Below are 25,448 nucleotides of genomic sequence, written 5' to 3'. Positions count from 1 at the left end.
GATAGGATCATATACTGGTATGATGAGTCAATCACCATATCACTCTTAGGCGCTTAGGCCCGATGTTTTTCCGCATCGAGCCGGTCGATCGCCTGCACGTTGCCGGCCGACGGGCCATCGGGATCGAATTCGGAGGCGAGCCAGACGTCGACGATCGATTTCGCCAGTTCCGGCCCGATGACGCGCGCGCCCATGGTGATGATCTGGGCGTTATTGGATTTCACCGCACGTTCGGCCGAATAGGTGTCGTGGGTGAGGGCGGCGCGAATGCCCGGCACCTTGTTGGCGGAGATGCATACGCCGATGCCGGTGCCGCAGAACAGGATGCCGCGCTCATGCTCGCCGTCGACGATCGTCTGCGCCAGGCGCTGGGAGAGATCGGCATAGAAGCCGGATTGGCTGAGATCGTGCACTTCGAGATCCGCCTTGCCGGCGAGATGGGCGGCAATGACATCCAGGAGCGGTTTGCCGGCGCTGTCGGCGCCAATTGCGATCTTCATGGCAGTTTCCTTTCACTCGCCGTCTGGCGTGGAGATGAGCGGTCGATCGCCGCGCTGACGCGGGCGAGAATGTCGAGATAGCCTTCGACGGACCAGGCGGAGCGGCCGATGAACAGGCCGTCGATATCAGGCTCGCCGATCAGTTCCTCGCAATTGCCGGGATTGACGCTGCCGCCGTAGAGAACAGGCACCGGGCGACCGAGAATGGATTTCGCCACCTCGGCGATCTTGCCGTGCCGCTCGGAGGCATAACCGGCCGTCGCCGGAATGCCGTTGACGCCGATCGCCCAGACCGGTTCGTAGGCAAGCAGGATCGGAGCCTCGCCGGCCTCGGTGTCGACGCCCCTCAGGGCAGCCTCGACCTGCCGCCGCAGCACGGCGTCGGCCCGACCCTCGTTGCGCTCCTGCAGGGTCTCGCCGATGCAGACCAGCGGCGTCAGGCCGTGGCGGATGCCAGCGGCAACCTTAAGGCCGACGGTTTCGTCGGTCTCGCCGAAATGTTCGCGCCGTTCGGAGTGGCCGAGCTCGACGAGATCGAGTCGGCAATCCTTCAGCATCAGCGGCGAAACTTCGCCGGTCCAGGCGCCGGCATCCTCCCAATGCATGTTCTGGGCGCCGACCTTCACCGAGGTCTCGGAAAGCACGCGCTTGACCTCGCGCACCGCCGTGAAGGAGGGAATGACGAAGCGCTGCACGCGGGGATCGCGTTCAAGATCCGCATCGGCGAGGCCGCGCGCGAAGGCGAGCGCTTCCTCAAGCGTCTTGTTCATCTTGAAGCTGGTGCCGACCCAGACGACCATCTCAGTTCTTCCTCCCGTCGCGGATCTGCGCGAAATAGTCATCCGTGCCGACCTGCCCGCCTTTCAGCGCGATCTGTAGGCCGTTGGTCGGCGCATAGTCGCCATGGGCGAGGCAGAGCGGCGAGCCCGGCGTCTGGGGCAGCGGCAGCAGCGTCGTCAGCGCGTCGATCTTCAATTGCCGCAGCGCGTGGCTCGACGTGTCGCCGCCGGCGACGACGGCGCGCGGCAGTGCTTCCTGCTCGATCAGCCTGCGCAGGATCGTGCCGAGGTCGCCGCCCAACCGGTGGCGAGCGCCCGGAAGCCGGTCGATATCGGCGCCGCGGTCGGCGGATGGGCCGAGCGCCGTATAGAGAATGACGCTCCTGCCTTGCTTGAGCTTCCGGACACCGGCCTGCACCGCCGCATCCACCGCAGCCTCGCCATTCGAGACCAGCGCAAGCGGATCGAGCGCGATGCTCTCGAAGCCGTTTTCGACGGCCGTGCGGATCTGGCGTTCGGTCGTCGGCGAGACGCTGCCGGAGACGACGGCAAGCCGCTCGACCGGGCCGATATCAGGAAAATCGGCGCTGCCCCCGCCAATCGCGCCGGCCTGCCGCCAGGCGCTGAGCAGGGCATATTCGACCCCCGAGGAGCCGGCGACGAAGCCTCCCGAGCGGGCGGCGACACGCAGCATCTGCCGCCCGGCGGCCGCCTGCGTCGCGTGGGAATCGACATCGAGCAACAGAATGCAGTCCGGATGCGACGCCAGCTCGTCGACCCGCCGGTCGGCATCGGCCGCGGCGATCGCGACGAGATCGGCAAGCAGCACGGGGAGGGAAGTCTGCTTCGACAGGTGCAGCGCGAGGTCCGCCTCATCCATCGGCGTGACGGGATGGCGGCTCATGACGGGATGGCGGTCGATGCGGAAGACGCGGCCCTGATAGGCGGCGAAAAGATTGCCGAAAGCGGTATAGCGCTTCAATTGCGGCGCGCCGACGATGACGGGCACGATGGATTGCCCGAAACTCGCGCGGCCGATCTCGATCGCCTTGCCGATATTGCCGATGCCGGGGCTGGAATCGAAGGTCGAGCAGACCTTGTAATGGCAGATGGCGGCGCCAAGCGATTTCAGCCAGTCGAAGGCCGGGGCAAGCTGCTCCTCCATCCATGCCGGCGTCTCGCTGCGGCTCGTTCCGGCAATGCCGATGGCGCGGCAATGGCTGAAACGGGCAAGCAGCTCCGGCCTGGGAATGTCGAGGAAGAGCACGGTCTCGACGCCGTTCGAGGCCAAAGCCTCCATGACATCGGTGGAGCCGGTGAAATCATCCCCGTAGTAGCTGACGAGACGTCCATCCATCGCCGTCACGCGCCCTTGCCGTCGCTGAATTTGGCAATCGAGGCGGCAAGCTCCGGATGATCCTTGGCATAGACCTCCAGCGGAATGCCGGCGACCGCAGCCTGCCAGGCCTGCTGCACGGCGCGCACGCCGGCCGCAGGACCGCCGGGATGGCTGACGATGCCGCCGCCGCAGAGATAGAGAAGATCGACGGTGCGGCCGGTGCGCTGATAGGTCTCCGGCGCCTGCCCGCCCCACTGGCCGGAGCCCGCGACCGGAAGCGGGCAATCGGCGGCATCGAAGAGCGGCGTGCTCACGGCCTCGAAGGAGGAGACGAAGCTCTCGTCCGGCTCCCAATATTTGACCCGGATGCCGTTGATCTGGAACTGGTCGACGCCGAGCAGCCGCCAGAACTGCTGATAGACCTTGAAATCCATGCCGGCGCCCGGATCGCGCGTCAGCACATCCCAGCCGTTGCGATGCGCATGCAGCACCAGGCTGGAGCGCTTGCGCAGGAAACTCATGCCGCCGAAGCCGATCGAATTGATGTTGACGACGGCGCAATTGCCGCCGGCCGCAGCGACGATATCGTGGTTGCGCATCATCTCGTCAGGATCGGCATGCGAGATGCCGAAGGCATACATGACCTTCTTGCCGGTCTTCTGCTCGTGATCGAGAATGCGCGGCATGATCGCGGCAACGCGCTCCTTGAGCGGCGAATAGGCCGGGCTCATCAGCTTCTCGTCGTCCTTGATGAAGTCGACGCCCGACTCGATCAGTTCGCCGACGAGTTCCGCCGTCTCGTGCGGCCTCAGCCCCAGTGCCGGCTTGACGATCGTGCCGATGATCGGTCGGCCTTCGACGCCGGTGAGGTGGCGGCTGCCCGCTATGCCGAACTGCGGCCCGGGATGGGCGCTCCGGAAAGCTTCGGGCAGCTTCATGTCGACGATGCGGATTCCGGTCATGCCCTTGATCGAATAGACGCCGCCGATCGCGATGGTCATCAGCGCGGAGAGATCGGTGCCGATCGCCTCCAGCGGGAAGGCGATGTCGACATCGGCGCGGTGAAGCAGCGTGCCGGGCGCGGCCTCGGGCCAGGTCGGATGGCGCGCATCCTCGAGCGGGCGGATGGCCAAAACCCGGGCGGCGACGCGTGATTTCAGCTCTTCCGTCTCGCCGGGAACCGGCACGAAGGTTCCGGTCGACTGGTCGCTGGCGATCTTGTCCGCCATCGTCTCGACGCTGCCGGGCGTTTCGATGCGGTAGGTCAGGGTTATCATCATGAAACGGCCGGCTGCTCCTCTCGCCATGGAGATTGTCATGGCGTCAACTCGTGATCTGGTATAATGAGTATTCCAACTGTTGAAAAGCGGAATCTTCGACGGCGCAAATTTTCAGCCGCAAGCTTTGTTCTCGGCGCGGAAAACTGTTAGGAGGAAGCATTTTGAGCCAGCGAGATCTCATGACCCAGCCCATCGAACAAATCGTCCGCCGGAAACTCTCCGACGAAGTGTTTGATCGACTCGAGCGAATGATCACCTCAGGCGAGCTTCAGCCCGGCGATGAAATGCCCTCCGAGCGGGTGCTGATGGAGCGCTTCGGCGTCGGCCGGCCGGCGATCCGCGAAGCCATGCAATCGCTCGCCAACAAGGGTCTCGTCAGCATCTCGCACGGCGAGCGCGCGAAGGTACTGCGGCTCACGGCAAAATCGATCTTCCGCCAGGTCGATCTCACCGCCAAGATCATGCTGTCGCAATCGGCCGACTCGCTCGAACATCTGAAGAGCGCCCGCATCTTCTTCGAGCGCGGCATGGCCCGCGAGGCCGCACAGCGCGCTTCGGCAAATGATATCAGCGATCTCCGAGACATCATCGAACGTCAGCGCGCCTCGCTCGGGCGGGCCGAAGAGTTCATCGACGCCGATATGGAATTCCACACCCGCATCGCCCAGATCTCCGGAAACCCGATCTATGTCGCCGTCAGCGAGGCGATGCTCGCCTGGCTGAAGGAATATCATACCGAGATGCTGATCTGGACCGGCAAGGAAAAGTTCACACTCGCAGAACACGACGAAATCGTCGACCGCCTCGAAGCCAACGATGTCGACGGCTCGGAAACGGCGCTCCTCAAGCATCTCGAGCGCTCACGCGCGCTCTATGCGAAGTAATCGAAGCTTTCGAAGATCGCGAAACCGAGTGGGCTATAGTCGGCGCTAACACGATCGACGGCATAATGATGCGGGTGCATCAGATGAGATTCGCTCTCATTTGTGTATTGCAGAAGGGCCACTCCTTGGTGTGTAAATAGCTAGACTGGCTGAGATTATCCGGGCGCGAATCCACTTCAAATTCTCAATTGTGGGAATGAGGCAGACAAAGCGACGTTCGGGCTTTGCTCCGATGGTTTCGGGCGCGGTCTTGTCATGGAGCGATAGTGATGGTTTCCACATCTGCGCAAGGACGAGTCTTACGTTTTTTTATCTGCCTGTTCCTACTGATCGCGTGTCAAGTCTTCACGGGATCTGCTCACGCAGAAAGGCGTGCGGCAATTGTTATTGGCAATAGCGACTATCCTTTTGCGCCGTTGAGCAATCCCCAGAATGACGCCAAGCTGATCGCCAGTACGCTCACCGAATTGAATTTTGACGTGCTGTTGTTTTACGACCTGAAGAAAGAGGCGGTCGGGGATCTCAAAGAGACCGTTCGGACGCATCTGGTCGGTGCCGATATTGCCGTTTTTTACTATGCCGGCCACGCCTTGCAGGCCGCCGGCCGCAATCTCTTATTGCCGGTGGACGTCGATACCAGCTCCGCGCAACGGGTCGTTGCCGATGCAATCGTGCTCAACGACCTCATCGATATCGTCAAGAACGACCCCGTCGGGCTGAAGCTCTTCATTCTTGATGCATGCAGAAACAATCCGGCTGCCAATTTCCAGGGTCTGCATCAGGGGCTGGCAGACACTGAGGCGGGAAGTGGGCAGGTCTTGGTGGCTTACGCAACGAGCGCCGGTGAAGTCGCCTATGATGGCACCGGGCTGAATAGCCCGTATTCGTCGGCGCTCGCCAATGCCCTGCAGCGACCGAACCTGGATGTTTATGACACGTTTCGAACGGTTCGCGGCGATGTCAGGCAAGCGACTGGCAATGCCCAAATACCTTGGATCACGGGTTCGATTGAAACGCGGTTCGTGTTCCGGCCACAGGCGGCAATCTTGGACGCGGAAGCCGTCGTTCCCCCCGCCGAAACCTCGAGCCCGGTTAAAATTGACGAGGTGCTGTGGACCTTCATCAAGGATAGTCCGGATCCTGCCGATTTCGAGCGCTTCGCGAAGATCTTTCCCCAAAGCGCGCACGCGGCCGAGGCGGAGGAAAAGAGTCGTGTCCAGGTTGCCGCCCTTTCGAAACGCGGGCTCTATGTGCGCGAGAGCCTTGTCGCCTCATCCATTGCCAGCCAGGTGCCGAGCGCCGGCGAGGCCGAGGCTAAGGAGTTCGTCTTCCAGCAAGCGGGCGAGCGGGCGGTGAGCGAAACGTTCAGAATGTGGCCGAGTGTACTGCCCGAGACGGCGGGCGGGATGCGCAGTCTTGTGACCGAATGCGATCTTTATGGTGCCGACCCGAACGATCCCCAGCGACAGGTTCCCGGCGTCAGTAATGGTCTCGTCAATGTCCGCGACGCGTTACGGGCCTGCGCCTTTGCGCTTGCAGCAGACCAGAACAATCCCCGGCTGCAGTATCAGCTTGGTCGTGTTCTCGAGATCGCCGGTCGATATAATTGGGCGGAGTATTTCTATAAAGTCGCCGGCGGCCATCAGTATAGCGCGGCTCTCGTCAACCTTGGCTATATGGCTCGCATGGGGATCGGCCGGAAGGTCGACTACGACCAGGCGCTCTCCTACTACATGGCGGCCGCAAAAATGGGCAACCTGCGCGCGCGCACCAACGTCGGCACGGCCTATATTCTTGGCCAAGGGGTCTCGAAGGCGCCGGAAGAAGGTATTCTTTGGTATCGTCTTGCCGCTTCCAGCGGGTGGGCCAACGCCATCACGGCGCTGGGTGACTGCTACAGGCTGGGCACGGGGGTAAAGCAGGATGCCTCGCAGGCTGTCGCACTTTACACTGCGGCGGCCGATACGGGCCAGATCGACGCCATGGCAAATCTAGGCCAGGCCTATATCAGCGGAGAGGGCACCAAGAAGGACCTTGGACGTGGCTTGGAGACCCTGCTCAAGGCAACGGACATGGGCAACAAATACGCCCCCTATTATGCCGCGAGATTGTACCTGAAAGGCGCCGATAAACTTCCTGCCGATCGGAACCGAGCGCTTTCCCTCTTCAAGTTATCTGCCAATCGCGGCCTGGAACTGGCTAATCTCGATCTTGCCTTCGGTTACGACAAAGGCAGCTTCACGGGAAAGGCGGATGTGCCGCTCGCCTATTATTATGGGGTGCTGGCCGAAAAGCTGGGCGTCAATCGAGCCGATGAAGCGCGCGCGGCGATCGGCAAGAAGCTCGACACGGCAACACGGCAGAAGATCGAAGCCCAGGTCGATCTCTTTCTGGAACAGAACGGCAAATGACGGTTCGGAGGTGACCTGAAAGGGGTATCGGCATGGGGATAGCGTATCGCTCGATATCGGATCTGCACAGAACGATTGTCGACGGGTTGCACATGCTGCCTCGCGAGATCGATCTGGTCGTCGGTATCCCACGCAGCGGCTTGCTGGCTGCGAACGTGCTCGGCCTTGTCGCCAACCTGCCGACGACCGATCTGGACAGCTTCATCGAAGGCCGCGTCTATTCGTTCGGTGCAACGAAGAATACCGCTTCGTTCAGGAGCGCGTCGGATGTTCGAAAGGTTCTTGTCCTCGACGACAGCATCAATACCGGCGGCGCCATGCGGGAAGCCAAAGCCAAATTGATGGCATGCAAAACACGCGCTCAATTTGTCTTCGCGGCGGTCTACGGCCTGCACGGTAGCGACGACGATGTCGATTTTATATTCGAGGTCGTTGAACAGCCCAGGCTGTTCCAGTGGAATTTCATGCATCACGGCCTGTTGTCGAAGGCGTGCATCGATATTGACGGGGTGCTCTGCCTCGACCCGACCGATAGGGAAAATGACGATGGCCCGGCCTATGAAGCCTTCTTGAGAAATGCACGGGCGCTTCACAAACCGACGCGATTCATCGCCTATCTCGTGACCAGCCGGCTCGAGAAGTACCGGTCCTTGACCGAGGCCTGGCTACGTACAAATGCGATCGACTACGGCAAGCTCATCATGCTGGATCTGCCGAGCGCGGCGGAGCGTCGGCGGCGGGGCACGCATGCAAAATTCAAGGCGGCCTTTTATCGGCAGTGTGACGCTGAGATCTTTGTCGAGAGTGATCTTAGGCAGGCGAACGAGATTGCTAGATTGTCGAACAAGCCAGTCCTTTGCACGGAGACCCACCAGATGGTTTTACCAACCACCCCGTTGCGCGGCTTGTTCAACATGAGAATGCCTTTCGACCCTTTCGCGTTCTTGAGGCGAGAGCAGACAATCCCTGAGGCGCTCCGCTATACGATTGCCGATGCGCACAATCGGGCAAAGTCGCGAACGCTTGTCACCTGGCTCGGGCCAAGACCAGACGGCTTTCTCGAAGCCATCGAGTCCATCCGTAAAATTTGCATGGCCAAGAACGAATATCCGATCATCGTTCTTTCCGATTTCCATCAGGAACTCATGTCCCGGGTAGAGACGCCGGCCGAATTCATTCCGCAGGTGCGCCACCTTCCGTCGCTTTCGTCCGGGCAATATCAGGACTATGTTCGCCGACGCTACGACCTTATCTTGCAAAAATGGGCGATCTCGCGCGAGGTGACGTTGGGGCTGAGCTTCGAGGAATTCCTCGCCGAACAGTTGTCATAGCGAAAAGGCGGGCACCCCTGGACAAGCCGCTGATTAATCTGTCAGTTGAAACGTGCATCTATTCGTTGCTTGAAAGGCCGGAGAAGTCCTTCAAGGCCGCATCGTACCAGCGAAAATAATGAGTTTGGCCTTGCGGGCATTGACTTCGGTAGTTTGTGAATGCTTACTAAAATAAGCTGCGGGGAGGGCAACATATGCTTCGCAAAATTTCTATCCTCGGAACGCTGATTCTTGCCTCATGCACCTCTCAAGGCTCGAATATGACGCTGGCGTCGATGATCAGCGGTTACCGAAATGCGCCTACCGCCGATGAAGAAGTGGCCTGGCGCAACGCACGGCGAAGCAACACCGATCAAGCCTATCGCAACTTTATCAGCAAGTATCCGAACAGTTCCTATGTCCCGGTTGCGGCATCAAGGGTTACCCGGTCGGTCAAACCGAAGCCAGTAGCTGTCAGAAATTTGGACAATCCCGAACGTAACTCGTCTTTCGGCCGCAGCGGCAGCGCTTATTGAAGCAACCAACCTGTCAACGGCGAACTGACTCTGGTAGCATTGATAGACCCAATCTGGCTTTCGAATGCATTTTGATATTGTCCATGCAGCCGATCCTCGATTTTATGGCGGCTCCTCATCGGCGGTGCGGGTCGAGATCCAGTCCGCTCGGCAATTTGGCCTCTCAACGGCTCTGCTTCCATTTCTCGGTGTTTCCGACGTTCGTTCCAGACGGTTCGAGGAACGTCTTCTCGACGTTCTTGAGCGTCAGGAGGTGCCGTGGCTGACGGGCGAGGAGGCAGTCGAGTGCGACATTCTCTTCGCGCATAATCCGCTGGCGTTCGCGCACATGCCGACACGGCCGCTGCGCCTCAGATCGAAGGTCGTCCTCCTTGCGGTCCAGCATCCGCCCTTCGACGGAGCCGGCAATGCGCAATATAATTTCGAGGTGGTGAAACGAAATCTGGAGAGAATGTTCGGGGCGCCCGTCATCTTCGCACCGGTCGGCCCCAAGGTGCGGCATCAGTTCGAAGACATCATCGCCGGAAGACCTGAGCTCTTGCGCCATGATCTTTTCAATCTGATCGACCTCGACGAGTGGCCGATCAGGACCGCGCAGCCGCCATGCGAACGGGCGGTTATCGGCAGACATTCCCGTTGCGATCTCCTGAAATGGCCGGACACCGAGGCTGAATTGCGCGCGGCCTATCCCGATCTTGGTAATGTCCAGATCAAGGTCATGGGCGGTGTGCCAGAACAAATCGTGCCTTTGATTGGATCCAACTGGAACATCTTGCCCTACTCGAACAGCGGTGTGCCTCAGTTTCTGAGCAAGCTTGATTTCTATGTGTTCTTTCACAGCCGGCGATGGGTTGAGGCGTTTGGCATTGGCATTGCGGAAGCGATGGCGAGCGGGCTTGTGACCATCCTGGACCCTTCGTTTCGTGACCTTTTCGAAGACGGTGCGGTCTATTGCCGGCCTGAGGAAACAACCAAGGTTCTGCAGAGATTTCTCGCCTCTCCCGAGGCCTTCCGCGCACAGTCGGCAGCCGCGCGCACATTGGTCGAGAAGAAGTTTTCGACGAGCCGATACCCGGATAGAATGCGTGAGCTCTATGACGAACTCGGGCTTTGCTTGCCTCCCGCGCTTGTCACCGCCGGCAACCCCGTTGACGCTGACGCTCTCTCCGCGTCGAGCGGGCACGCAACGGTCCGTTCCGGGCCGGGAAGATCCCAACGGTCGCCGACGGGACGGCGGCGCGTCCTGTTTGTCGCGACAAATGGCATAGGCCTTGGCCATATCACGCGATTGATGGCAATCGCCGAGCGCATGTCGCCTGACATGGAGCCCGTTTTCCTGACAATGTCGGCCGGGTCTTCGATTATCGAAGCACGGGGACACCCGGTCGACTACATACCGTCCGCCCCGAAGATCGGAGTGACGGACGACAGCTGGAACGAGGTCTTCGCACAGGAATTGCTGGCTGCCGTGGAGGCATTTGCCATCAACAGCGTCGTCTTCGACAGCAACCATCCCTTTCCGGGCCTGCTGAAAGTGCTGGCCGCCCGTCCCGATCTGAACTGGGTCTGGATCCGCCGCGGGATGTGGGCTTCCCGTCACGATCTCGATCCGTTGATGCAGCATCGGTTCGACATGGTGATCGAGCCGGGCGAGTTTGCCGCGGACGAAGATCACGGCATCACTGCGCAATTGCGCGCCGGCGTGATCGGCGTTTCTCCGATCCTCCTCATTGACAATGACGACAGGCTCTCGCGGGCAGAAGCTGCATCGGCTCTCGGTGTCGATCCAGCCGGTCTTGTCGCCGTCGTGCAGCTCGGTTCGGAACGAAATTTCGACGTCAGCCGGCTGCGGCCGGCGATCATCAACGGACTCCTTAAACATGGCGTCCAGGTCGTCGATGCTATCAATCCCCTTGCCGCGAAGCGAGAGGATCATATTGCAGGCACCGTGCAAAAGGCGATTTATCCGATTGCCAGATATTTCAACGCTGTCGACCTGATGATCACGAATGCCGGCTACAACAGCTTCCACGAAGCTGTTTATGGCGGCATCCCGGCAATCTTCGTTCCGAATGAGGCGCCCGAGATGGACGAGCAAGCCATCCGAGCCGCCTATGCGCAAAGCGCCGGTTTGGGGCTCTGTCTCAGAGCAGTCGATGTCGAGCGAGCGCACGAGGCGGTCGAACTCGCCCTGTCGGAGGATTTTCTCGCCCAGCAGCGGATGCGAGCAGGCCGCATCGTTTTTGCCAATGGCGCACGTGAAGCGGCACGAGCGATCGAAGAGCTCGCATTCTCTGTCAGAACTGATCGCGCGCTGGGGGGAGCGATCGCACGCGTATGACACTTTCCCCACTGCTCCGATTGCGCGGATCGGGCCGAGTGCCTCCTTTCGGGCGTGTCGGGCGGTCTAGCGGGCAGCCAGGCGACAGGCATCGGATTGCTGCAGTGTCGATGTCCCTTCCGGGGCGACGGGCCTTTGTGCTAGGCTTCTTCATCGGGATCGCCGGCGTCACGGGACAGGGGCATTCTCCGCATGGCTGATGATCGCAAGACAACCGTCCAGACGCCGCTTGGATCCGAAGCGCTGACCTTCACGCATCTCATCGGTCGCGATGAGGTCAGCCGGTGTTTTGCCTTCACCGTCGGCTTCATCAGTTCCGATGAGAATGTCGACGCACTGAAGCTGCTCGGAAAACCCCTGTCGATAGAAGGAGAAAGCGGAGACAAGAAACGCTGGTTCAGCGGGCTCGTCACCGATTTTCGCCTGACGCGCATCGAGGAGAGGTTTGCCTACTACGAGGCGGAGGTGCGACCCTGGCTTTGGCTGCTCGGCAACAGCACCGATTGCCGTATCTTCCAGAATATGAGCGTCGTCGAAATCGTCGAGAAGATCTTCTCGAAATACAAGGCGGCAAAATACGAAAAGCGGTTGCAGGGTACCTACGAAGCGCGGGAATACTGCGTGCAATATGACGAGACCGACCTTGACTTCGTGCAGAGGCTGCTCGAGCACGAAGGCATCATGTATTTCTTCGAGTATGGCGAGGGCGAACACACCCTCGTCCTGGCCGACGCCATGAACAAGCTGAAGCCGGTGCCAGGCTATAGCAGCGTCAAGTTCCGGGCCGAGGGCGATCCCGTGCGTCGGGATGAGGAATACATGACGGACTGGGTTTCGACCAGTTCCGTCCAGCCCGGCACTTTTGCCCACACGGACTACGACTTCACCAAGCCGGGCGCCGACCTCATGGCGCAATCGGCGCAACCGTTCTCTCACGCAGAGGCCCAGGGAGAACATTATCGCCATCCGGGCGCGCATCTGACGGTCGGCCGGGGCGATGCGGTTGCCGTCGTGCGGCGGGAGGAAATTCAGGCGGCACATCAACGGATCGCCGCTGCCGGCACGGTGCGGGGTCTGGCTTCCGGTTGCACTTTCAAACTCGAGAATTTCCCGCGCAAGGACCAGAACGCGGAATACGTTGTGCTGCACGCCGACTATCGCCTCTTCGATCCGGGGTACCGACCTGCCGCCTATGCAGGGGAAGAAACCTTTCGAGCCACATTCCAGGTCGCTCCAACCTCCATCACCTATCGGCCGCCTCGCAACACGATAAGGCCGGTCATGCGCGGGCCCCAGACCGCGACCGTGGTCGGTCCCGCGGGCGAGGAAATTTTCACCGACAAATATGCCCGCGTGAAAGTGCAGTTCCACTGGGATCGCCTCGGCAAGAAGGATCAGAACAGCTCCTGTTTCGTGCGCGTGTCGCAGACCTGGAGCGGCGCTGGCTGGGGCTTCATTCAGATTCCGCGGATCGGCCAGGAAGTGATTGTCGACTTTCTCGAAGGGGATCCTGATCGACCCATCATCACCGGCAGGGTCTATAACGGCAAGGAAATGCCGCCCTACGAGTTGCCGGGAAACGCCACGCAATCCGGATTGAAGACGAATTCGTCGCCGGGGGGCGGTGGCTGGAACGAATTGCGTTTCGAAGACAAAGCCGGTTCGGAGGAGGTCTATTTACAGGCGCAGAAGGACCACAACCTCCTGGTCAAACACGATCGCAGCAAGCTCGTCCAACACGACCAGTCGGATCGCATCGACAACAACGCCAAGCACTCAGTCGGCGTGAACCTCGACGAGGATGTCGGCAACAACAAGACGACCAAGGTGGGTGTCGACCGCACCGTCAATATCGGATCGAACGACACCGAGACGGTGGGATCCAATCGCTCTCTTACAGTCGGTTCCAACGAGACGATCAGTATCGGCTCAAACTCGACGGAAACCATCGGTGCCAGTCATACCCAGACCGTCGCAATCGTCCAGACGGTGACGGTTGGCGCGGCACGCGTCGATACCGTCGGCGGGCCGGAGACACGATCGGTCGGCGCGACGCAATCAAACACGATCGGCGCGTCCCGTTCTGTCAGCGTCGGTGCCGGCCAGAGCCACGAAGTGGGCTCCTCCGACAGCTGGAATATCGGTTCCGACCAGAGCGTGTCGATCGCCGGTGGGCAGACGAGCAGCATCGGCAAGGCGCGTAGCGCCAAGATCGGCGATGACGATTCGACGGAGATCGGCGCAAGCAGGGCGGTGAAAGTCGCCAAGGGCAGTCTTGTCGAGGTGGGCGAAGACGGAGCGATCAAGATCGGTCAGGACCTGCTGATCGAAGCGGGGGACTCGGTCGTCATCAAGTGCGGGTCGGCAAGCATCGCGATGAAGAAGGACGGCACGATCTCGATCGAAGGCAAGGACATTTCGATCAACGCCTCGGGTAAATTCAATGGCAAGGCCTCGGGAGAGGTCACATGGAAGGGCAGCAAGATCAATCATAATTGAGGATGGGTCATATGTCCGACATTCTGGAGCGGATTGAGGGAGTAGTCATCGGGCTGTTGCTGGGTTTCGATGCAGGCGTGCCATTGGTCGTGTTTCCCGGCAATCCCGAGGAGACAGCGCTCCGTGCGAAAAGCTTGGCAGAGCTCACGTCTGCCATGGTCGGGGCTGAGGTAGCGTTACTCTTCGAGGGCGGGGACCCGTCTCGGCCGCTGATCGTAGGGCGCATCGTCGATCCGGCGCGCGGGGCGCCGACGCCGAATGTCGTTCGTGACGGCGAGCGTGTCCAGATCACAGCCGGAGAGCGGATCGAGCTTCGTTGCGGCAAAGCGACGATCATCATGGAAAAGGATGGGCACATCACCATCCGTGGCACTTATGTGACGAGCCACGCTAGCGCAGCCAATCGCGTCCGTGGTGGATCGGTGAACCTCAACTGATGCCCGCCGCGCCCGTCCTTCGTGAGATCGTCCGTCAACACGCCGAAATGGCGGCGTTCTTATGGACTGTCTACGACTACCATTTGCTTCACCCGGACGAAAATCCCGACATGGACGAAGTCCGTATTGCCCGGCTCGTGGCACGGCTTGAAGCGCACCTGGACGGATTGCGGGTCGCCGGTGAGGAGGGGCGCAAGATAGCACAGGAGCGATACGATGAGTTTCCGGAAGCGGGGGAGTTATTTGTTCTGCGGATGCTGTCGACGAGTAATCCAATACCCATCTTCGAATTGCAACTTGACAGGGTCCGGGCTTATCTGGCTCAGAATCTCCGCGTTGGTGAGCGGTAATGTTGGGTCATTTTATAAACGTCGTGTCGAATGGCCCGGCTTTGTAGCCGCCATTGTAGGAAAGCTCAATTCCGCGCCAATTTGTTCCGTCAAACTGAAAAATATACTCACCGCATGCTGCGGTCAGCCACTCCTTGGCGTTGAGGCGATACGTGTAACCGAGGTTGGCGACCGGTTCGAATGCATCGGCCGACAGGACATGAACGCCGAAATCGGAGTCGGCAAAATAGATATCGCCTTTGAAAGAGCATATCGATAGGATATCGCTTTCGATACCTGTTTCGAAGAGCACAAATTCATCGTCTTTGAGATAGCCGGCAATTCCATGGTCCCCAGCAATCAGCACGCGGTCATTCTCAACTAGGACGCAACGGAAATCAGTCCCTATCCTGACCTCTATCGGATCCCAGTTTCGACCTCGAGATTTCAAGATCAGGCCGTTTCCGCCAACGGCGAATAATCGATCCGTCGACAAGCCATTCATATCAAAAATTCGGTCTGACGCTTCGACCTTGTCTTGAGACCAGGTGGACGTACCGTCAAATCGCCAGATCTGGCCGTCGTCGCCGAACACAAAGTCGGCATGTGTGTCGAGCGAATATGCTCCAATGAGGAACGACGACTTTAGAACGTCCGTTCTCCACCCTGAACCCGTGTGGAGTCTCACGACGCCGCCGATTTCGAGCAAAATTTCCCCGCGCGTGCGGGTGGAATGAAATGCCATGGCAAACTCATCGAACGCTTCCTCAAGATCCACCCCCATAGAAACCATGGAAACCCGCAGGATTGCCAACTCTCCGACTTCTTCATGGACATCTGATAACTGACAGGCAACACGGATATGGTCGCGATCAAGCTCGTACGCATTCAGCGCATTGAATGACTGCATTTCCGGCGGCAGGTCCACTACCTTCTTGTGAACGGGAGTGCGTGTCATCAACGTGCCCACATCCTTGTTGGGTCGGGATTTACGTCCCATGCGATAGGCTGTTGCGCCGTCTTTGCCGCCGAGTTTTTCGGGTCCTTTTCCTTGACCGCCCGATCGAGATATTCCATGAACAAGGCCCTCAGGCATTCCTGGATGTTCTTCTGTGCCGCCGGCTTTGGCTTGGCGTTCTTCGCGCGTGGATCGTTGTCGACAACCGCCTTCGTGCAGTCGTCTATGACCTGGCTCAGCGTCGGCGTCTTCGTGCGCTTGCGGATCGCGTCATTGCACTGCTTTGTCTTCAGGTTGTGCGGCGACCCTGTCTTGCTGCCAGAACCCTTTCTCCGAAACCCACCACCCGGACCCTTGGCGTAAGACGCCATGCAGATACAGGGCGCTCCGTTGGTTGTGTAGTTCTCAAATTGCGGTGCGGTCTCGACGCCGCGCTCCCATTGCAGATATTCATTCTGAACGAAGTGTTCGGATTCGTATCCTTGAGGGCAATCCGCGTCCCTATGGGTATGGACGTCGAACTTTGCCAGGATGGTAGCACAATCTAGCCGGTTAGGCGAAAACTTGCATATTTCAGGCCAGGGAGGCGTCTGGCCCTGTGGGCTTGCATGGTTGTGTGTCGCCAGATCAGTGAATCGGATAACAGGCTCACCCTCGAACTTCACATCGGGCGACCACTTATGGAAATACTTCTTGCCGGTGTTCTGCGACGTAATGATGCCTTTTTTAGGCGCGCATCCGGCTTCCGTGCCGGAGGTCCGTTTCTCGTCGGATTTGTTCTTGATGTTAACTTCCTTGCCGCCAATCTTGACGGTACCGGTGCCGTTCTCGGTGTCTGAGGCCACTCCGAAGCTGGGGTAGGGGATCGGCACCCCAGGGGGGGTGGCCGGAGTCTGCGGTGGCGTGAAGCAGACATCCGGAAAGGCCGCAATCGTCTGGGCGTTGACGGCCTTGCCGGAAATTTCGAGATTATTGGCAAAGACGTTGGACATCAGCTTTCCTGCGGAACCAAGATCGCGGCGCCGCACGCGCCAGCGTCGTTTGATGCCTCGATAAGCACCGGTGCCGCCGGCGCGTAACCCTTCTTCGAGCCCATCCATGCCATTCCCAGCATCAACGGCACGACAGCCGCCCCTATATTGCCAAGGGATTCAGCCGGAGACCACAGATCCTGTGGGTCATGTCGCCCCCGTAGCAGCCGCAAGTTTGCCAATGCCGTCTGCTTGAACCAGTAGGTTTCTCCGATCAGATCGGCGATCCGATAACCGATCTGGTTCATTGCAATGCCGGTCTCATCGAGCGCCTTCCGGTAGGCCTCAGTCATTCCGTCGCCACGCAACGGGAGATCCGTGCCGTTATGAATAAAAGCCGGCTCCCGAGCGAGGCCGAGGCCGAAGAGCTGAAATCTGTTGCTGAAAGAACGTGAGCACAGGACCGCGGCCGCAGCTTCACCGGGTATGAAGCCATCCGAATTATTGGGGGTCAGAATGCGCTCGGCGCCGAGATAGTGCGATAGGGCTGCTGAAGTCAGATAGCTGTCGACGCCTGCAATCATAACGAAAGGGCTTGCGTCCCGCACGAGCAGCCTGCGGGCTTGATCCAACGCGACATGACCGGAGGGCCTGCCATGGGAAACGATGTGCGAATGCAAACTCAATTCAATCTCGGCGATTTGGCTGATTTGTCGTAACAGGGACGCCTCTTCCTGCAGCGGCCGACCTCGCCGGTCCTCCTCTGGAAGGCAGAGGATAAGCGCCGTCTTGCCGCGCGCTTCGGGAACCTCATCGAACGCTTCGCAAATTGCTGCCGCAGCCATATGCGCAAGGCGCTTTTCCCCGATCCAGTTTCGTGGCATCGGTACCGGCGCGCCGATTAGCCACTCTCCACCCGGGCCAACAAACTGTGTCTCCTGAAATCCGTCCAGTCGTGCTCGCATCGCGGCACAGGATGATGGTGCATCAAGACCGACTGCGGTCACCATGCCGATTGACACAATATCGAGCATGGCGCTCATGCGGCATCGGCCTCCGCTTCGCGACCAGACGGATCAATGAGACGAATGTAGCGCTTGCCAGCAGCCCTTGCTCTGAGCATGCCCCTTGTCGGCGGGCCAATCCAGCACTCGCTGAAATCGAGGATCGTTCGGTGGATGCGCTGCGAGACCCGCCAGACCAAAGAAAAGCGCCGATTTTCCAGGTCGAACAAGACGGTATCGGGCAATGCCGCGCTCTCAAGGGGTTTTTCATTACCGTTGAACAGGGTGATCGGTAGGCTGGCGGGCGGCAGCCGAAAACTTTCGCGCCCTGACGGGGTGAGGTTGACGATGACCACATCCTCACCGCCTTTCGGAAAATCGACCTGTTGGTCGGCGGGCGCCATCTGGAAATAACGCTCGTCGAAATCGGGCGGCAGGAATGGAAAGATGTTGTCGATCCAATTCTGGTCGTAGGTGCCAGCGAATTCGATCCTGCCGGGCCAGGCCCGGCCGTAGGGGCCAAAGCTCATCGGGCGGTAATCGCCGAAGGGCGACCGGATCTCCTCGCCGGTGGCCTGCGTATTGGGCAGCCGCAGGCCGGGAATGAGACGTTGATTGCGTGTGCGCGCCCAACCGGTCCCGCAGGGATTTTGCCGGTAACTAGCGGGCAGATCGTCATCCGGGTCGAGGCGGTCAGTACCACCCCATGCACTGTCATAAGAAAAGGGCTGCCGCAGGAAGGGCTGCGGGGCGGAGGCAGAAAAAACCGGTCCTAGCGCCCGCCACTCCCGATGACCGAGGACGTCGAATACCTTCGACCAGTTCCCTAGCTTTATTCCAACTGTGACGCGTTCGGTTGGTCGGCCGCCCGGAGCATAAGCGCATCCGTTGGCGATGACGTCGCAACGGGGCTTCCGGAATGCAAAATCCGTTTCCCAAAGTGTAGCCGAATAGCCCGGGTCACCCGTATGTGTGTCGGCCATGACCAGCGGCATCTGAATGGATGATTTCCGCACGAGGCCACCGGGTGCCTCGGGGAAGTCAAAGGTCCCCTTAACGACGACGACGATGTACTCATGGCCGGCCTTGTCCATGCCCATCGTGAATTCGGTCGGATAGCCGGTTTGGTTCCAGATCTGCATCAGGCGTCACCCTCGGCGCCGGGGAAAAAGGGGGCGAGCATTGTTTCAGGCGCATCGGCATCGACCTTCACCGCCTCGCGACCCCGCGTCCAGAATATCATGCCCCGGACCAGCTCGTCCGACACCTTGATCGGCGGAAAAGGCAATGCCGCAAGGCAGGTTGCAAGCCTGTCCCCGTCCATCTTGCTGTCTCTTGCCGATTTCCCTGTCGCCTCCAACTGACCGAACCAATCGGCTGCTCCGCTCGCTATGTTCGCGGCGGCAAGCAAGGGCGCCGCGGCGATGGTCAGCGGAAACCGCCGGCCCGCACGATCGGCGCTGGCCAGGATCACGCCGGTCATCGCGCCGAATGTCTCTCCGCCGAGCAGAAAGCGCAGGACCGGAGCGTTCTCCATCGGCCCTTGCGAAAACCGGTGAACCAGATGGCGGCTGATCCAGCGGTCCCATCGACCGACGAAGGAGGCCGGCAGGCGGCGGGTGACGAAATCGCCCATCGCCGGGAGCTTTCCGAAAAATCCAGGCAGGATCAAAGCTGCGTCGGGCACGAGAACCTCGCAAACATCTTCAAGTCGAAGGGATTGGCGACACTTGCCGCGCGAAGCTCGAAATCGGCGTAATACCCTTGGGCAGCAAGGCGCAGCTTGTAAAGTTCGGCAAGATTGGTCCCGCTCAGCCGACCGGCACGCAGCATCCGCAGAAATGCCCAGCTTCCAGTCTCGCTGACCATCACTTCCGGCGAACCGTCGAGGGGCTGGAAGGCGAGGGTGATCACACCGGTGCCATCCTTGCCGGGCCAGGTCATTGGCTGCGGGCGCGTCGGGTTGTTGAAGTAGGAGAGACTCTGACCGTCGACATTCAAGGTCACGCGGCTGACTGTCGGCGAGAGATCTTTCGGCTCGAGCGTGAAGGTCAGGATTGGCCCGGCGCCCCCCGGAAAGAGACTGTCGCGGATCAGCCGCGCCTGCTCCAGCGCCGCCAGAGGCCCGGGATCGAGCTTGATGTCGGAGCGCCATTTCCAGGGATGGCTGGTCGTGTCGATGTAGTTGACCAGATTATTATTGATGAAACTGTCGATCAGGCCGCCGGGACCAAAGACGCGCTGAAAATCGACGACATTGACGTCGATTGCGCTGTCGGGGACGAACGGATAGCGGTTGGTGAGCGCCGCCTGGCAGAAGGGAAGCACGTCGGCACGCCAGATGGCATTGAGCTCTGAAGTGACCGCTCCTGTTGCCAGAGCGCTCGTATTGCCGGCCAGTCCGGCCAGCCAGTCGTCCAGCGGATCGGGAAGGGTCACGGCTTGTTTTGCCACTGCGCCGGTCAGCTCGGCCAGTCCGCCCTGTCTTTTCATCGCGTCCTGCGCATCCGGGCTTGCCGACACGGTCTGAAGCATGTTCGACAGCGCGGTCAAGGCTGCGACGGCATCATTGAGTGCGGGAGGCTGGCCATCGACCTCGACAATAGCAGCCTTGATGGGTTTGAAATGCTCCGCGACCAGCGCGCCAGAAAGATCGACGTCCGACTTGGAGCCGGCTGCAGGCATCATCTTCACGCCCTTGGCGGCGAGTTTGCCTATCTTGCCGAGCTTGGACAACAGCTTGGATGCTCCCGGCGGAGGTGCCTGGCCGCCGCCGTCGTCATCGGGACGGGTCAGTTCCGTCTCCCTTACGATGGCGGTCAGCAGACGCTTCATCGAGGAATCGGCGCTGGAGAGATCCTTAAGGTTTTCGCTGGCGGTTTGCAGGTCGGCCAGTGGTGCAAGCCTGATGTCACGCATGAAGCTGTCCCACTTGGCGATATAGTCGTCGTAGTAGAGCTTGAGGATATCCTGCGAGAGAGCGGCGACCGAGGGGCTGGCGCTCTCCGAACACCCGCCGGCAAAGACTGAGCGGTCCAGCGCGGCCTGCGTTGCAACATCTTCAAGCCGGGTCAGGATCACATTATGAAATCCGTCATAGGTGAAGGCACCGCTGATACCGACCCTCAGCGTCTTGTCGGAGCGTCGCGCCAGAACCTTCAGGCCGTTGGGGCCGACATGGTCCGCCGGGACCCATTCCTTCAGAGCCGCGACCTCCGGATCGGAGAGCAATGCGCTATAGGCGCGCACCGGCAGCGGGATTGAGCAAATCGTGCGGAGCGCTTCACCCACCAGCGCTTCGTCAGGAGCGACGAAAGTCTGTTCCGTGGCCATATTATCGATCGCTGCAAGCTGATGATCCGCTGCCATCTCGGTCTTGAAAGGCGGCACGGGGGCCGATTCGGGCAATTTCTCCGTCCACCATTGTTTGGCGAAGTCCGGGTCCATCGGCGACAGGCCGGTCATCATGCGATAGGTTTTCAGCGCGCCCAACTGGAACTCTGGATCGCGGATCTGCCGCCACATCGTCGCCTCGAGCAGGGCGACCATGCGAGGTTCCAATATATTGCGCAGGGTGCGGTTATAGGCGTCCGACTGCGCCTGGCCAATTTCGGTTTCGGCCGAAGGACCTATCAAGGCAGCTATTCCGCCTGGCTGGTCGGTCCGTGCATTTGCCACGTCCGTGACGGCTTCGAGCGCCAAATCGAGATCAAGAGGGTCGACCGGCGCTTGGCGTGCCGCAACCGGGGTCAGGGGAAGCTGCAGGGCTTCGAGCTGCTCGGCCTGCGCCGCCAGGGCGGCATCGTTCTTCCGATAGGATATCGTGAACAACAGACTGGCAATGACCACGAATGCCGTTGCTGCCACGGCGGCGCCGCGCCATATCCAGATACGCCGATCCTCGGCCGCCGGATCGAAGGTGCCGAGGCCAGCCTCCTTGAAAATGACCTTCGTCAGCAGGTCTTTGAGAAAGAAGCTGCGCTTTTCGGCCCGCAGCATTGGTGCGGCGGGTTGGGCAGGCAGGCCGAAGGATGATGCCAATGCTGCTGTCAGCCGGTCTATTGCCGTGCCTTCCTGAGTGGCGGAGGTGAGATAGATACCCCGCAACCAGGCGCTCTCCGAATATTTGCTTTCGCCGAAGACGGTCTCGATCAGCACACGAACAGGTTCTGACAGGCTTTCGACCTGGGCTGGGAAACGAAAAATTTCGGCCCGGGCGGCCAGATTCTCTTCACCTTCCAGGCGCGGAATGAGACGTCGTTCGAGCACGCCCGCCAAGGCGGAGAATTCCCCGGTGACTTCGGTGCCGTCGATGCGCGCGCCCGGCGGGAAGGTTACACCCCACACCTGTTCACGATCGGCTGTCGAGAGCGCACCGAAGAAGCTTTCGAAGCCCTTTATCAGGTCGGCTTTCGTCAGCATGAGATAGACGGGCAAGCGAATACCGATGCGTTCCTGAAGCTCGGCCAAGCGTTTGCGGATCTGCCTTCCATGCATCCGGATCGCCGCATCGTCCTCGGAGAGCGTGTCTATGCCGAGCGCCACGATGACGCCATTTAGCGCACGACGGCCTCTGTGCTTTTTCAAGAGATCGAGGAAGCCTAGCCATTCCGCTGCATCGACCTCCGGCTGGCTCTCCTGCTGAACGTAGCGGCCGGCGGTATCGATCAGCACCGCCTCCTCGGTGAAGAACCAATCGCAATTGCGCGTGCCGCCAACACCATGGAGATCGTCGGTGAGATCGATTGGAAAGTTTAATCCGGATTGACGCAGGGCTGTTGTCTTGCCCGTCGCAGGGGGCCCGATAATGACATACCAGGGCATCTCGCGGAGAAACTTTCGGCCGCCGACCTTCCGGCGCTTGAGATCCGCCATGACCTCGCGGAACTTCACTCCGACGGCGGCAACGCCCTCTTCAGCCGGACTTGGCGGCGCCTCGGGCTGCGGGGCAATCTCGGAAACGAACAGGCGGTTGGCGCGCACCGCGCGCCGCCGCGCCGCAACCCACCAGACTATGAACACGAGGAATAAAAGGCCGATGATGACCAGTCGCACGATTTCGGAAGCAAACGGCGCGCTATCTCCGACGCTGACGATCGGACCGAAGATCCAGATGATGAGGGACAGCAAAATGAGCCCGATGAAGGTCCACAGCCAGCGAGAGGTGAGGAAAGCCCAGAGGAACCGGAAGATCGCCATCTCAGAGCCTCTTTTGAATAAGAATTTCGATGCGGCGGTTGGCGGCCCGGCCCTCGCGGCTATCGTTTCCGGCAAGCGGCTCTGTCGCCGCGCGGCCTTGCGATTTTAACTGTCCGGCCGGCACGCCGGAGGCTGCCAGCAATGAGGCGATCGTTGCAGCCCGGGCTTCGGAGAGGCGCTGGTTGTTGGACAGCGGATTGCTCGCTTGCAGCGGGACGTTGTCAGTGTGCCCGGTAATGGTGATGCCGCCGATCAGCTCCGCATTCTGCTTGAGAACCGTTGCGATGGAGGCGACGAGGGGTTCAAAGCCCTTCGTCAATTCGGGTCTGGCGGACTGGAAAAGCTCCGGCGTGCTTGACTGCAAAAGAAGCGTGACGGAAGAGGCGTTTTCATTTCCCTTCAGGGCCGGCAGCAGGGAAGCGGGGGCTGCGGCGCGGAATTCCGGCAGCAATTGGATGATAACGGGCTCTACGGGGGGTGCGTTCGGCGGCGGCGTCCGCTTCTCGGGACGATATATTTCCGCCCGTTCAGGCGGCGGCAGTGCCCGCACCAGCGTTGCGAGTTCCTCGGCCTTGGTATCGAGGCGCATCGACAACAACATGTAGATTGCAGTCGACAGCGCTGCAGCAACGACGGCAAGGACCCAGATCGGCACGGCAAATCTGGATGGCTCGTCAGGCGCCGCAACGCCCTCCCATCTCGGCGAGAGCGGCGCAGCCTCTGCATCGGCGTCACGCAGGAAACGAGCCGCGGCGGCGCGGACGGCGCTGATCGAGCGGTCGCCCGCACGGCCAGGCACACGGTACTTGCCGCGAAAACCAAGCGCCAGACAGAAATAATAAAGCTCCAGGAGTTCCTGATCACGACCTGGATGGCGTTCCAATTCTTCCAGTCTGGCAAAAAACTGCGCTCCGGCGTCGACGTCGCCGCGGAGCATGACGACCAGCGGCTGGCGCGGCCACGCGCTTGCCCCACCCCAGGGCGTGTTCAGCGCCAGATCGTCGAGTAGCGAGGCAACAGCCCAGGCAGCCGAGTCCGCCCGCGCGAGGGCCGACCCCGACGCCACCGCGGCGTCGCGCGCTGAAACAAGCTCTTCCATCAGTCTCGTTCGCAGCACGTCCGGATTGCTCGGTGGCAATGCACTTTCGAGTTCCGGTGCGAATTCGAGCAACTTTGCGAAGGCACTGATCAGTCTGTTCGGATGAGACCGTGCCCCTCTTGCCAGAATTCCCCCAGCAGGGAGCTGTCTTGCGCTCGCCGAGGGCGGGGGGCGGATGCGTGTACGACCCTTATCGCCCGAAAGACCGAATGGATCCTCACTTGCCATGGCGCTACCTGTTAACCGAATAGCAGTCGACCTGCGGTTCGCTGGGCAACACGCCGGACACGCCGATGACGAAGCCCGGCGAGCGCAGAAGGGATTCCCAGTGCTCGCTGCGTTGATCGAGCTCAAGGCAGAGACGGTCACCGTCATAGGGGATCTCGCGAGGCTGCGAGTGGAGCGGCTTTAAACGGATGCCCGGCAGTCGTGACTTCCACAGGGCCTCAAATTCGTCGGCTGCACCCACCGTCACCTGATCGACGAAGATTTTGCGCAGCGCGTCCTCGGACATGTCGCATCCGACCCGCACGACAATGCGACTGGCGGTCAGCAATTCGGGATTGTCGACACGAACCTTCCAGATATTGGTCGCATGTTTGAGCACCGGAAGTGCCCGCGACTTCGGCTCGACATAACGCAGGCTGAGCAGCAGCGAACGCAATGTATCGGCGAGCGCCGCAAAGGCAGGTCCCGGCGCCATGTGCTCATAGGTCGGAAGCTCGGTCAGCCGACGGGAGCCGGAGCCGTAGGTCGCCATTCGCCCCGCAAGTCCACTCAGTTCGAGAAAGAGTTCAGCCGGATGAAAAACCTCCTGGGGAAACATATGGGCCAGCCGCGGACGCGCCGTGTTGGCAAGATCGAGGACCAGCAGATTTTCCACGCTGCGGCCGGCGCCACCAAGAACCATCTTGCCATGTGCTTCGGCAATGCGGTCGAGCCCGGTTATCACCTCCTGCATCAACTGGCCGTAGAAGGCCACGGCGCCGGTCGTCAGGGCTGGTGGCAGAAAGTTTTCCCCCATCGCGACGCCGCCGTCGGCCAGCAGCCCGTTGACCTGCGCTACCGGCATCGCGGTATAGCCGCCGGTCGTCTGCACTGGCGACAGGAGCAGGGCTTGAGGACGGGCGATCTCGATCTCTTCGGGATCGGCGCCACCGTGCACGGCGTCACGCACGCGTTCGATCTGTCCCTTATAGCGCGCTCCGGTCGGCTCGCTATGAGCGGCATCGAAGCAAGCGCCGCCTGGGGGTTCAAGCGGCAGGGCAAGCTGCACCGGCCCCGCCCCCATTTCGCGGGTGACGGTCAATGGGACCGGCGCGTCCATCGTTTCGGGAATGGAAAACGGCGTGCCGTCCGGAAAAATGCCGCGCGCCGACAAGACGGCAACGCGGCCTGCTTCAAGCTGTGCGGCATCCAGCGTGAGGGATCTAAAGCCGAAGGTCTGCAACCTTCCCGCCTGCAGCGCGCCGCGTATCAGGGCCTCGGTATACCGGTCTTGCTGCTGAAAATGCTGCGTCCGAAGGAAGAGACCCTCGGACCAGAGCACCTTATTCGTATCCGTCATGCTGG

21 protein-coding genes are annotated in these 25,448 nt (G+C 60.4%); 8 read left to right on the top strand and 13 right to left on the bottom strand.

Going from position 1 to position 25,448, the window contains the following annotated elements:
- Positions 1-53: 53 nt before the first annotated feature.
- Genes derI through oiaX form a run of 4 tightly spaced genes read right to left on the bottom strand, consistent with a single transcriptional unit; the run spans position 54 to position 3,937 of the window.
- Complete coding sequence (gene derI / locus AMC88_RS31615; RefSeq protein ID WP_037147126.1) at positions 54-500, bottom strand: D-erythrulose-4-phosphate isomerase; 447 nt, start codon at positions 498-500, stop codon at positions 54-56.
- Positions 497-1,300 (bottom strand): triose-phosphate isomerase, encoded by an 804-nt coding sequence (locus AMC88_RS31610; RefSeq protein WP_037147129.1) that lies wholly within the window; start codon positions 1,298-1,300, stop codon positions 497-499. Before AMC88_RS31610 ends, derI begins: the two co-directional genes overlap by 4 nt.
- Before the next feature lies 1 nt (position 1,301).
- Complete coding sequence (locus tag AMC88_RS31605) at positions 1,302-2,636, bottom strand: four-carbon acid sugar kinase family protein (protein ID WP_064820591.1); 1,335 nt, start codon at positions 2,634-2,636, stop codon at positions 1,302-1,304.
- A 5-nt stretch (positions 2,637-2,641) separates the two neighbouring features.
- Entirely contained in the window at positions 2,642-3,937 is a 1,296-nt protein-coding gene (gene oiaX, locus AMC88_RS31600; protein ID WP_237353200.1) for a 3-oxo-isoapionate-4-phosphate decarboxylase OiaX, read from the bottom strand.
- Positions 3,938-4,077: 140 nt separating this feature from the next.
- Between oiaX and AMC88_RS31595 the strand changes: the two genes are divergently transcribed.
- The 4 genes from AMC88_RS31595 to AMC88_RS31580 all read left to right on the top strand — a co-directional run bounded on the left by AMC88_RS31595 (position 4,078) and on the right by AMC88_RS31580 (position 9,039).
- Complete coding sequence (locus tag AMC88_RS31595) at positions 4,078-4,782, top strand: transcriptional regulator NanR (RefSeq protein ID WP_016735333.1); 705 nt, start codon at positions 4,078-4,080, stop codon at positions 4,780-4,782.
- Positions 4,783-5,051: 269 nt separating this feature from the next.
- Positions 5,052-7,193 (top strand): caspase family protein, encoded by a 2,142-nt coding sequence (locus tag AMC88_RS31590; protein ID WP_064820540.1) that lies wholly within the window; start codon positions 5,052-5,054, stop codon positions 7,191-7,193.
- Between the two features lie 32 nt (positions 7,194-7,225).
- On the top strand, positions 7,226-8,524 hold the full coding sequence (locus tag AMC88_RS31585) for a phosphoribosyltransferase family protein (RefSeq protein ID WP_064820539.1): 1,299 nt from the start codon (positions 7,226-7,228) through the stop codon (positions 8,522-8,524).
- A 194-nt stretch (positions 8,525-8,718) separates the two neighbouring features.
- The gene (locus AMC88_RS31580; RefSeq protein WP_009997671.1) at positions 8,719-9,039 is read left to right on the top strand and encodes a hypothetical protein; all 321 of its coding nucleotides are present in this window, start codon (positions 8,719-8,721) and stop codon (positions 9,037-9,039) included.
- A gap of 163 nt (positions 9,040-9,202) precedes the next feature.
- Here AMC88_RS31580 and AMC88_RS34780 read toward each other — a convergent pair whose 3' ends face one another.
- Positions 9,203-10,318: a hypothetical protein gene (locus AMC88_RS34780; protein WP_418314122.1), complete on the bottom strand. Its 1,116-nt coding sequence runs from the start codon at positions 10,316-10,318 to the stop codon at positions 9,203-9,205.
- A gap of 12 nt (positions 10,319-10,330) precedes the next feature.
- Between AMC88_RS34780 and AMC88_RS34435 the strand changes: the two genes are divergently transcribed.
- From AMC88_RS34435 to AMC88_RS31560, 4 genes are all read left to right on the top strand, one after another.
- Positions 10,331-11,380, top strand: a complete 1,050-nt coding sequence (locus AMC88_RS34435; RefSeq protein ID WP_237353212.1) for a glycosyltransferase — start codon at positions 10,331-10,333, stop codon at positions 11,378-11,380.
- A 192-nt stretch (positions 11,381-11,572) separates the two neighbouring features.
- Entirely contained in the window at positions 11,573-13,879 is a 2,307-nt protein-coding gene (locus AMC88_RS31570; protein WP_037147143.1) for a type VI secretion system Vgr family protein, read from the top strand.
- A gap of 11 nt (positions 13,880-13,890) precedes the next feature.
- On the top strand, positions 13,891-14,316 hold the full coding sequence (locus AMC88_RS31565) for a DUF6484 domain-containing protein (RefSeq protein WP_004678716.1): 426 nt from the start codon (positions 13,891-13,893) through the stop codon (positions 14,314-14,316).
- Positions 14,316-14,666, top strand: coding sequence for a hypothetical protein (locus tag AMC88_RS31560; protein ID WP_004678714.1), 351 nt, complete (start codon positions 14,316-14,318; stop codon positions 14,664-14,666). Before AMC88_RS31565 ends, AMC88_RS31560 begins: the two co-directional genes overlap by 1 nt.
- Positions 14,667-14,673: 7 nt before the next feature.
- Here AMC88_RS31560 and AMC88_RS31555 read toward each other — a convergent pair whose 3' ends face one another.
- Genes AMC88_RS31555 through tssK form a run of 8 tightly spaced genes read right to left on the bottom strand, consistent with a single transcriptional unit; the run spans position 14,674 to position 25,443 of the window.
- The gene (locus AMC88_RS31555) at positions 14,674-15,603 is read right to left on the bottom strand and encodes a beta propeller repeat protein (RefSeq protein ID WP_064820538.1); all 930 of its coding nucleotides are present in this window, start codon (positions 15,601-15,603) and stop codon (positions 14,674-14,676) included.
- Positions 15,603-16,595 (bottom strand): DUF4150 domain-containing protein, encoded by a 993-nt coding sequence (locus AMC88_RS31550; protein WP_064820537.1) that lies wholly within the window; start codon positions 16,593-16,595, stop codon positions 15,603-15,605. The genes AMC88_RS31555 and AMC88_RS31550 overlap by 1 nt, the downstream gene beginning before the upstream one ends.
- Positions 16,595-17,617: a 3-oxoacyl-ACP synthase gene (locus tag AMC88_RS31545; protein WP_004678708.1), complete on the bottom strand. Its 1,023-nt coding sequence runs from the start codon at positions 17,615-17,617 to the stop codon at positions 16,595-16,597. Before AMC88_RS31545 ends, AMC88_RS31550 begins: the two co-directional genes overlap by 1 nt.
- A complete protein-coding gene (locus tag AMC88_RS31540) occupies positions 17,614-18,720 on the bottom strand; it encodes a DUF2169 family type VI secretion system accessory protein (RefSeq protein ID WP_064820536.1) in 1,107 nt (368 codons plus the stop codon). The genes AMC88_RS31545 and AMC88_RS31540 overlap by 4 nt, the downstream gene beginning before the upstream one ends.
- Positions 18,720-19,265, bottom strand: a complete 546-nt coding sequence (tagF, locus tag AMC88_RS31535; protein ID WP_051679620.1) for a type VI secretion system-associated protein TagF — start codon at positions 19,263-19,265, stop codon at positions 18,720-18,722. The genes AMC88_RS31540 and tagF overlap by 1 nt, the downstream gene beginning before the upstream one ends.
- Entirely contained in the window at positions 19,247-22,777 is a 3,531-nt protein-coding gene (tssM, locus tag AMC88_RS31530; protein WP_064820534.1) for a type VI secretion system membrane subunit TssM, read from the bottom strand. Before tssM ends, tagF begins: the two co-directional genes overlap by 19 nt.
- Position 22,778: 1 nt before the next feature.
- On the bottom strand, positions 22,779-24,104 hold the full coding sequence (gene icmH, locus AMC88_RS31525) for a type IVB secretion system protein IcmH/DotU (RefSeq protein WP_004671483.1): 1,326 nt from the start codon (positions 24,102-24,104) through the stop codon (positions 22,779-22,781).
- 4 nt (positions 24,105-24,108) lie between these two features.
- A complete protein-coding gene (tssK, locus tag AMC88_RS31520) occupies positions 24,109-25,443 on the bottom strand; it encodes a type VI secretion system baseplate subunit TssK (protein WP_037147154.1) in 1,335 nt (444 codons plus the stop codon).
- Positions 25,444-25,448 lie beyond the last annotated feature (5 nt).

Origin of the sequence: Rhizobium phaseoli (assembly GCF_001664385.1) — a bacterium.
GTDB lineage: Bacteria > Pseudomonadota > Alphaproteobacteria > Rhizobiales > Rhizobiaceae > Rhizobium > Rhizobium phaseoli.
This window is presented reverse-complemented; position numbering and strand designations above follow the sequence as displayed.

Coding starts and splice junctions, on each gene's coding strand:
- tssM (WP_064820534.1), bottom strand. CDS start 22,777: ATGGCGATCTTCCGGTTCCTCTGGGCTTTCCTCACCTCTCGCTGGCTG.
- AMC88_RS31565 (WP_004678716.1), top strand. CDS start 13,891: ATGTCCGACATTCTGGAGCGGATTGAGGGAGTAGTCATCGGGCTGTTG.
- icmH (WP_004671483.1), bottom strand. CDS start 24,104: ATGGCAAGTGAGGATCCATTCGGTCTTTCGGGCGATAAGGGTCGTACA.
- AMC88_RS31570 (WP_037147143.1), top strand. CDS start 11,573: ATGGCTGATGATCGCAAGACAACCGTCCAGACGCCGCTTGGATCCGAA.
- tssK (WP_037147154.1), bottom strand. CDS start 25,443: ATGACGGATACGAATAAGGTGCTCTGGTCCGAGGGTCTCTTCCTTCGG.
- AMC88_RS31595 (WP_016735333.1), top strand. CDS start 4,078: ATGACCCAGCCCATCGAACAAATCGTCCGCCGGAAACTCTCCGACGAA.
- AMC88_RS31590 (WP_064820540.1), top strand. CDS start 5,052: ATGGTTTCCACATCTGCGCAAGGACGAGTCTTACGTTTTTTTATCTGC.
- derI (WP_037147126.1), bottom strand. CDS start 500: ATGAAGATCGCAATTGGCGCCGACAGCGCCGGCAAACCGCTCCTGGAT.
- AMC88_RS34435 (WP_237353212.1), top strand. CDS start 10,331: ATGGCAATCGCCGAGCGCATGTCGCCTGACATGGAGCCCGTTTTCCTG.
- oiaX (WP_237353200.1), bottom strand. CDS start 3,937: ATGACAATCTCCATGGCGAGAGGAGCAGCCGGCCGTTTCATGATGATA.
- AMC88_RS31580 (WP_009997671.1), top strand. CDS start 8,719: ATGCTTCGCAAAATTTCTATCCTCGGAACGCTGATTCTTGCCTCATGC.
- AMC88_RS31585 (WP_064820539.1), top strand. CDS start 7,226: ATGGGGATAGCGTATCGCTCGATATCGGATCTGCACAGAACGATTGTC.
- AMC88_RS31555 (WP_064820538.1), bottom strand. CDS start 15,603: ATGACACGCACTCCCGTTCACAAGAAGGTAGTGGACCTGCCGCCGGAA.
- AMC88_RS34780 (WP_418314122.1), bottom strand. CDS start 10,318: ATGGCCAAGGCCTATGCCATTTGTCGCGACAAACAGGACGCGCCGCCG.
- AMC88_RS31550 (WP_064820537.1), bottom strand. CDS start 16,595: ATGTCCAACGTCTTTGCCAATAATCTCGAAATTTCCGGCAAGGCCGTC.
- AMC88_RS31605 (WP_064820591.1), bottom strand. CDS start 2,636: ATGGATGGACGTCTCGTCAGCTACTACGGGGATGATTTCACCGGCTCC.
- AMC88_RS31545 (WP_004678708.1), bottom strand. CDS start 17,617: ATGAGCGCCATGCTCGATATTGTGTCAATCGGCATGGTGACCGCAGTC.
- AMC88_RS31560 (WP_004678714.1), top strand. CDS start 14,316: ATGCCCGCCGCGCCCGTCCTTCGTGAGATCGTCCGTCAACACGCCGAA.
- AMC88_RS31610 (WP_037147129.1), bottom strand. CDS start 1,300: ATGGTCGTCTGGGTCGGCACCAGCTTCAAGATGAACAAGACGCTTGAG.
- AMC88_RS31540 (WP_064820536.1), bottom strand. CDS start 18,720: ATGCAGATCTGGAACCAAACCGGCTATCCGACCGAATTCACGATGGGC.